This is a genomic window from Steroidobacter sp. (assembly GCF_016790065.1).
Classification (GTDB): Bacteria; Pseudomonadota; Gammaproteobacteria; order Steroidobacterales; family Steroidobacteraceae; genus Steroidobacter.
Genome location: NZ_JAEUPY010000557.1, coordinates 1 through 5,916, shown reverse-complemented (window position 1 = coordinate 5,916; position 5,916 = coordinate 1). Strand labels below are relative to the sequence as shown.

Here is a 5,916-nt window from a genome sequence, read left to right as displayed (position 1 = left end):
AGGGGGACCTTCCCGGTGTTCTACTTGGCTCTTGGTTTATAAGGCTATTGGAGCACTTCTTCTCCCTGACAATCTGTGGAAGTGCTCAGGCGGTCCTAAGCTTTGGTAGTGAGATACAGGTGGATCGTTCGGTTGCGAGCGAATGTGGCAGCAGGCGTGCCGCTCGCTAGGAAATGGGCAGTCGCAACTCTACAAAGAGGCCGTCCTGACCCCATCTCCTATTAATCGCACCACCGACGGACCAGATCAACTGGTCAACCATCGTGCTACCGAAGCCGGGTTCATACGGAGCGCTGTGCACTGCCGGGTTGCAGTGCTCACTCCAGGTCAGCAGAAGCTCTACGCCATCGCAAGTCCAGTTAATGCGGACGATCCCTTGGGCAGAGTTGAAGGAGCCGTACTTCACAGAGTTTGTGGCCAATTCATGGAGGATCAAGGCTATGGCGGTGGTGAATCGACGAGAGATGCCGCAAGGCGCTCCGTCGGCCAGATATTTCGGGGCGTAAGGTTTTAGAACCACATCGACGATGGCCAAGATTTCGACTTGGTCCTGAGCAGCATCTCCAATCTGTTTTGGTTCGAAAATGACATCCGAAGCGCGAGCCAGGCACCACAAACGCTCGCGGAGCAATTGCATAGCGTCGGTGTCGCTGCGACCCGCTTCTCTTTTGGCGAGGCCGACGAGCCCCGACACCACCGCAAAGACATTCTTAATGCGATGACGCATCTCCTGCGCGAGCAGTTGCTCCCGAGCTAAGGCGCGTTCCAACATGCGTTCGAGTAGGGTGCTAGTAGTGACATCACGAGAGACGCATAGAATCGCTCGGACACGTTGCTGGCTATCCGTAATCGGGGTCAGTAGGTTGTCCCAATACTTAGTGTCGCCACCAAGTTCGCTTCTGCCGGGAAAGCGGGCGCTATGCCCCTGGAGGGTCTCCGAGAGCGCCTTGCGGCCTTCGGCCTGGATGGAGTTGGGCAGCAGCGGTAACCAAGGCATTCCGAAGGACGAGTCCTGCGGCACTCCCAGCGCAAGACATCCGGCGCGGTTCATCGTGAGGAGGTTGCCCTGAACAGAAATGATCTTTATACAGTCATCGCTCGCATCTAGCATGGCCCTCTCAAAAGAGAAACCGCCCGGTTGCATATCCAGCACTTCTGCAAGTCGCTCGGTGGAGGTGTCTGCGCGCGTGTCGATTTGCATTGTTGTTGCTCCAGTATAGCGTCACTGAGTCGGCCACCCATACGGTCTCATTGTCATCAATGTCTGTAATGTGGCGGTAGACAGGCGGTGCTCTACACAAGCTGTTTACTAGCGATGCAGAGCTTAGCTACGTACAGGCCGAGGCTCCTGGATCCTGCATGTCGAAGAACTATTGCACAACGTGGGCTGCGAAAAGTACTGAATTTCGATACCGTGGAGATCATGTTCTGATCCCTGCTGTTCCCAATAGTCCGGATCTGGCTTAGTGACTGCTAACGTAGCTGCGGTATGGTCTCTGCGCGCTGAGTGCGTTTCTCTATCATCATTCGACTGGCTTGGGTCCTGCTCCAATAGCCGAAGAGACATCTCGGCGGCCGCTACTTCGACTGGCCGATGTCGAATGGTGTCGACATACTTGATTTCTAGGGTCGATGTCGCGCGATTCGCTGCAAGAACTCCAGGAGCTGCTCGCATTCAGTCGGCGCGAAGAGCGAATTGAAATGCGCGATATGCTCCTGGCAATGGCTCTTCAAGTTCTGCAGCACGCGCGCGCCGCTGACCGAAAGAAACAACCCCTTGCAGCGCCGATCATCGGCGCGCACGCGGTGTTCTACCCAGTGCAGCTGCTGTAGCTTCTTTACCAGCGCTGCTGCCGAGCCCCGGTCGAGCAGCAGCGCATCGGCAAGCTGCGCCTGCAGGATGCCGGGGTTGGCACCCACCAGCACCAACAGATTGAAGGTCACCGGCCGGACTGTCTTGAAGCGCGCCAGCAGATCCCGGCGTAGGGTGGCCATCGCACTGTGCATGGCGAAGTCCAGACTGGTGCCGAGAACGTCGGCATCGATGCCGGCCTCGCTGGCCAGTTCCTCGCAGTCTTCCGTGTCGGTGGTCAGGATCGGTGACTGGTCCATGCTGGCTTACTCCTCGCACAAGTCAGGCGCGATCGACTGGTTCCTGTGTCAGCTCGAACGCTGTGATGATCGGAATGGTGGTTAGCTCACGAATCGTTGCAGCCACTTCCTCGGCAGCGGCGCGGGCCGCACGCAGTGCGGACGCCGCTTGCGGCGAAATCACCTCATCCGGTGTTTGCTGTAGAAGCTTTAGTGCGGCCTGCAGGCGTTCCACGGAGTCGCTGCAAGCGTGCACCGAAGAGGTGAGGGTAGCGTTCAATTCCCGGTTCGCGGCATCGAACTGGTCGCTTTGAATTTTCAAGCGCCGCTGCAACTCTTCGTTGAAGCGTCGGCGCCGGTGCTGTGCGTGCCGGGTGGCTGAGACATCCTGGCCACAAGTGACGATGCCTGCCACGCGGTCGTCGGCGCTCAGCAATGGACTGAAAGAGAAGTCGATCCATTGGCGGGTCCCCGACTCGGGATAGTCGAAGTCGAGGGTTTCGATGAGCCGTTCGCCCTTCAGTGTACGACTCAAGCTCGCGCCGAGTCGGCGGCGTCGGGTCGCATCCTGGATCGACTCGAGCAGTGGCGCGCCGCTTGTGACCGTCACGCCTTGAGTGGCAGCGATCAGCGAAGCATACGCGGCGTTGAAGTAGCTGTAGCGCAGCTGCCGATCGAGCACACAGATTGGCTGATCGGTTCCGGCGAGCACCGCCGAAAGCATTCGCTCATGCGACACGCCGTCGTAACCCACCAGACCGCGACCGGTTGCGTCGAGTTCCAGCGCCAATAGGCGTCGTGAACCACGACTCGCATCGCCGACCACTTGGCCCAAGCCGATCATGGGATGCGATGTGCCTTGCGAGGAGCGCAAGCGGTACTCGACTTGATAGCTGGCCGATTGTTCAATGGCGTCGTTGATCGCTCGCTGCACCGAGTTGCGATCTTCCGGCAAAATCAACTTCAAGAATGCGGGAACATCGGCGGGCAGTAACGGTGCGCTGACACCGAGCGCTGCGCCAGCGTGGGGCGACCAGCTGATTTTCGCTGCAGGCTCATCCAGGTGCAGTTGCCAGGAGAAAGCGTCGATGAGTCCGCTTGCTTCGCACAGGCTCTCCAGTGCGTCGCGCTCGCGGCGGTGACTGGCGATCAATGCATCCACGCTGTGCAAGGTCAGCACCAAGCACATTGGAACGTTGTCCTCTCGGACACAGCGAACCGTGCACACGAAATCTCGCGACGAACGCCGCTCACCGGGCCAGCTGATGTGCTGCTGGACGTCGGATTTCAAGGCGGCATCGAGCACGGCGGTAGCGATTCGTCCGTCGCTGGCGATCACCACGTTGATACCGAGCAATGCCGCTGGCGAGTACGAATCACACAGCGCGGCGAACGCCGGGTTCGCAAACATCAACGAGCCGGCAAGACTGGCTACAGCAACCGGCTCTCCATGCTGCAAGGCCAGTTGCTGCATGAACGCTTGATCCGTCAACACTCTATTCAGCGCACTTCGTCCGAAAGATATAGGATTTTCACTGACGTGAATCATTGAATGGATCTGAAGCACAGAGATATTGTCGAATGTACTTACTACACGGGCTCAGTCGGTGGCGCGTTTGGCCGGGAGCACCGGGTTTTGCGTTTCTGAAAGTGCGCGCAAGCTGCGCAACGTGCCTTCCCACGTCTCGAGCAACTTGGGGTTGATGCTGGTCGTGTCGTTGAATCTGCCGGTGCGTGAGATGACGCAGGTGGGCTCGGCGAGCGAGGCGGCCAACATGGGTTGTCCCTGCACGCGCTTCGATTGATACATCGCTGCATCCGCGGCCTTCAGCAACTGTCGAGCCGCTGTGCCGTGTTTCGGATAGAGCGCGATGCCGGTACTCATGCCGACGCAGACCGGTCCCTGTTTTGCTGCCACGGGCTGACGCACGATGGTGGACAGCGTTTGCGCAGTTTCCAGTGCTTTGTGCTCGTCGACCTGATCCATGATGATCAGAAATTCGTCGCCGCCTAGGCGCGCCACCGTATCCATGCCGCGCATCGAGCGCTTCAGTCGCTCGCCAGTCTTGCGTAACACCTTGTCACCGAAGTCATGGCCGTACGTGTCGTTGAGCGGCTTGAAGCCATTCAGGTCGATGAACATCACCGCCAGTGAATGTCGATGCCGCTCGGCGCGCGTGATTGCTTGCTGCAAGCGATCCAATGCGAGCGAGCGATTCGGCAGGCCGGTCAAGCTGTCGTGCTGTGACTTGTGAGTCAACTGATGCAGCATGGCGGTGACATCGTCGGAGTCCTCGGATGGCGTCGCATGAACTACGGGCTTCGCCGGCTGCATGATCGACGAAGGCTGTTTGCGCGATACGGCGGGGGCAGCGCTTTTCGCGTGCGGGGTAACTGCCGGGGCCTTTACATGAGAGGCTGGGCTCGCCACGAAGCGGCGCGTGGTTCGTGGTCGCGAGCGCCACACCATCCAAGCCAGGGCAGCGCCGATTGTCATCACCACCGCATCCGCGAGCATGATGACCACGCGCTGATTGCTGAAGCGTTCGTTCGTCAACACCGTGGCCATGGCCCAGAGCTGCACCAGAAACAGCAATCCCAGCAGAAACCACATTCCGTAGTATTGTATGATCTTGTAGCGTCGGCTCTTCGTCATCTCATTCAACCCGTGGTCGTTCGTTGCGAGCGACGGCGCACTTCGCGCCAGATCGGGGGACCTTGCCACGAGGTTCAGCGTCGGTCCTACTGATGACGTCACAAGCGTAACCATCAAACGCCGATGTGCGCCGCACATTTGGCTGGCAACCCCAACTATTCACCTTAAGGGGTTGCCACCTTTTCGGCGTTGCAGCGAAGAATCGATCACAGATTTGCTCAGTCTCCCGCAATTAATCTCAAGCAAGCCCGCGTGCGCGCCGCGAGCTGTACGCAGAGGACATTGACAACGGAGACAGATATGAAACATCTCAATCGGTGGATGAGCAGCGCGGCAGCGGTCGCACTCATGGTCGGAGTGACGGCGCAGGCCAGCGTCTCCGGCACCATGGGAGTGCAGTTACAACTGGAGAATGGCTGCATCGTTTCGGGTTCGACGGACCCGCTGTCCGCGGTGGATTTCGGCACCATGAATTTCGGTGCCGTGCCGACGATCTTCACGGAGAGCCTGCACGCGCAGGCGATGACCGGCGGCAGCGCGGTGCAGTTGGAATGCTCCGCGGGCGCGGCACTGAATGTTCTCGTGGGCAACGGTCAGAACGCGTCCGGGGGTGTTCGTCGCATGGCCGTGGGCGGCAATTTCGTGCAGTACCGGTTGTTCACTCAACCCAATGGCGGTGGTGTTGAGTACGCCGTTGGCAGTAGCGCGCTGAACTTGTCCGCCACGGTGCCTGGAGCTGGCGGCACATTCGATTTGCCTATCTATGGCGTGATTGCTCCGCAAGCGGGACTCACCGCCGGCAGCTACAACGACCTGGTGAGCATCACCCTAACCTTCTGAGGCAGGGGGAGCGCCGATGCGTCGAGGTGCACGCAATCTAATGGAAGCGGTCGCGATGCTGGCGCTCAGCTGTGCGCCCATCGGACCACGCTCGCTAGCCGTGGCACAGGCGGCACCCACCTCGGGGGTACTGCAAGTGACCGCACGCATCGAAAGCGGCTGTCGGGTGGCGGGGCAATCGCAGGCCACGGGCGTGGACTTCGGTGACCTGGACTTCGCGGCTCATCCATCGTTGTTCAAGCATCCACTGACCGCTCGGTCGCAGCTCTCCATGGGCGCATTGCAATTGCAGTGTGTGGGCGTGCTGTCCGCCAATGTGGCCATCGACG

At 59.4% G+C, this 5,916-nt stretch carries 5 protein-coding genes and 1 pseudogene; 2 read left to right on the top strand and 4 right to left on the bottom strand.

Features of this window, described 5'->3' with window-relative positions; genetic code table 11:
• Positions 1-166: 166 nt before the first annotated feature.
• The 4 genes from JNL55_RS22900 to JNL55_RS22885 form a co-directional block, all read right to left on the bottom strand.
• Entirely contained in the window at positions 167-1,201 is a 1,035-nt protein-coding gene (locus JNL55_RS22900; protein ID WP_293859472.1) for a PAS domain-containing protein, read from the bottom strand.
• 422 nt (positions 1,202-1,623) lie between these two features.
• Entirely contained in the window at positions 1,624-2,112 is a 489-nt protein-coding gene (locus JNL55_RS22895; RefSeq protein ID WP_293859469.1) for a MarR family winged helix-turn-helix transcriptional regulator, read from the bottom strand.
• A 22-nt stretch (positions 2,113-2,134) separates the two neighbouring features.
• Positions 2,135-3,583, bottom strand: coding sequence for a PAS domain-containing protein (locus JNL55_RS22890; protein WP_293859466.1), 1,449 nt, complete (start codon positions 3,581-3,583; stop codon positions 2,135-2,137).
• A 108-nt stretch (positions 3,584-3,691) separates the two neighbouring features.
• On the bottom strand, positions 3,692-4,747 hold the full coding sequence (locus JNL55_RS22885; RefSeq protein WP_293859463.1) for a GGDEF domain-containing protein: 1,056 nt from the start codon (positions 4,745-4,747) through the stop codon (positions 3,692-3,694).
• Positions 4,748-5,047: 300 nt separating this feature from the next.
• Between JNL55_RS22885 and JNL55_RS22880 the strand changes: the two genes are divergently transcribed.
• Together JNL55_RS22880 and JNL55_RS22875 are read left to right on the top strand one after the other, a co-directional pair.
• Positions 5,048-5,587: a spore coat U domain-containing protein gene (locus JNL55_RS22880; RefSeq protein ID WP_293859460.1), complete on the top strand. Its 540-nt coding sequence runs from the start codon at positions 5,048-5,050 to the stop codon at positions 5,585-5,587.
• A gap of 16 nt (positions 5,588-5,603) precedes the next feature.
• Positions 5,604-5,916 (top strand): annotated as a pseudogene (locus tag JNL55_RS22875) (hypothetical protein); the annotation flags it as partial.

Coding starts and splice junctions, on each gene's coding strand:
- JNL55_RS22900 (WP_293859472.1), bottom strand. CDS start 1,201: ATGCAAATCGACACGCGCGCAGACACCTCCACCGAGCGACTTGCAGAA.
- JNL55_RS22895 (WP_293859469.1), bottom strand. CDS start 2,112: ATGGACCAGTCACCGATCCTGACCACCGACACGGAAGACTGCGAGGAA.
- JNL55_RS22885 (WP_293859463.1), bottom strand. CDS start 4,747: ATGACGAAGAGCCGACGCTACAAGATCATACAATACTACGGAATGTGG.
- JNL55_RS22880 (WP_293859460.1), top strand. CDS start 5,048: ATGAAACATCTCAATCGGTGGATGAGCAGCGCGGCAGCGGTCGCACTC.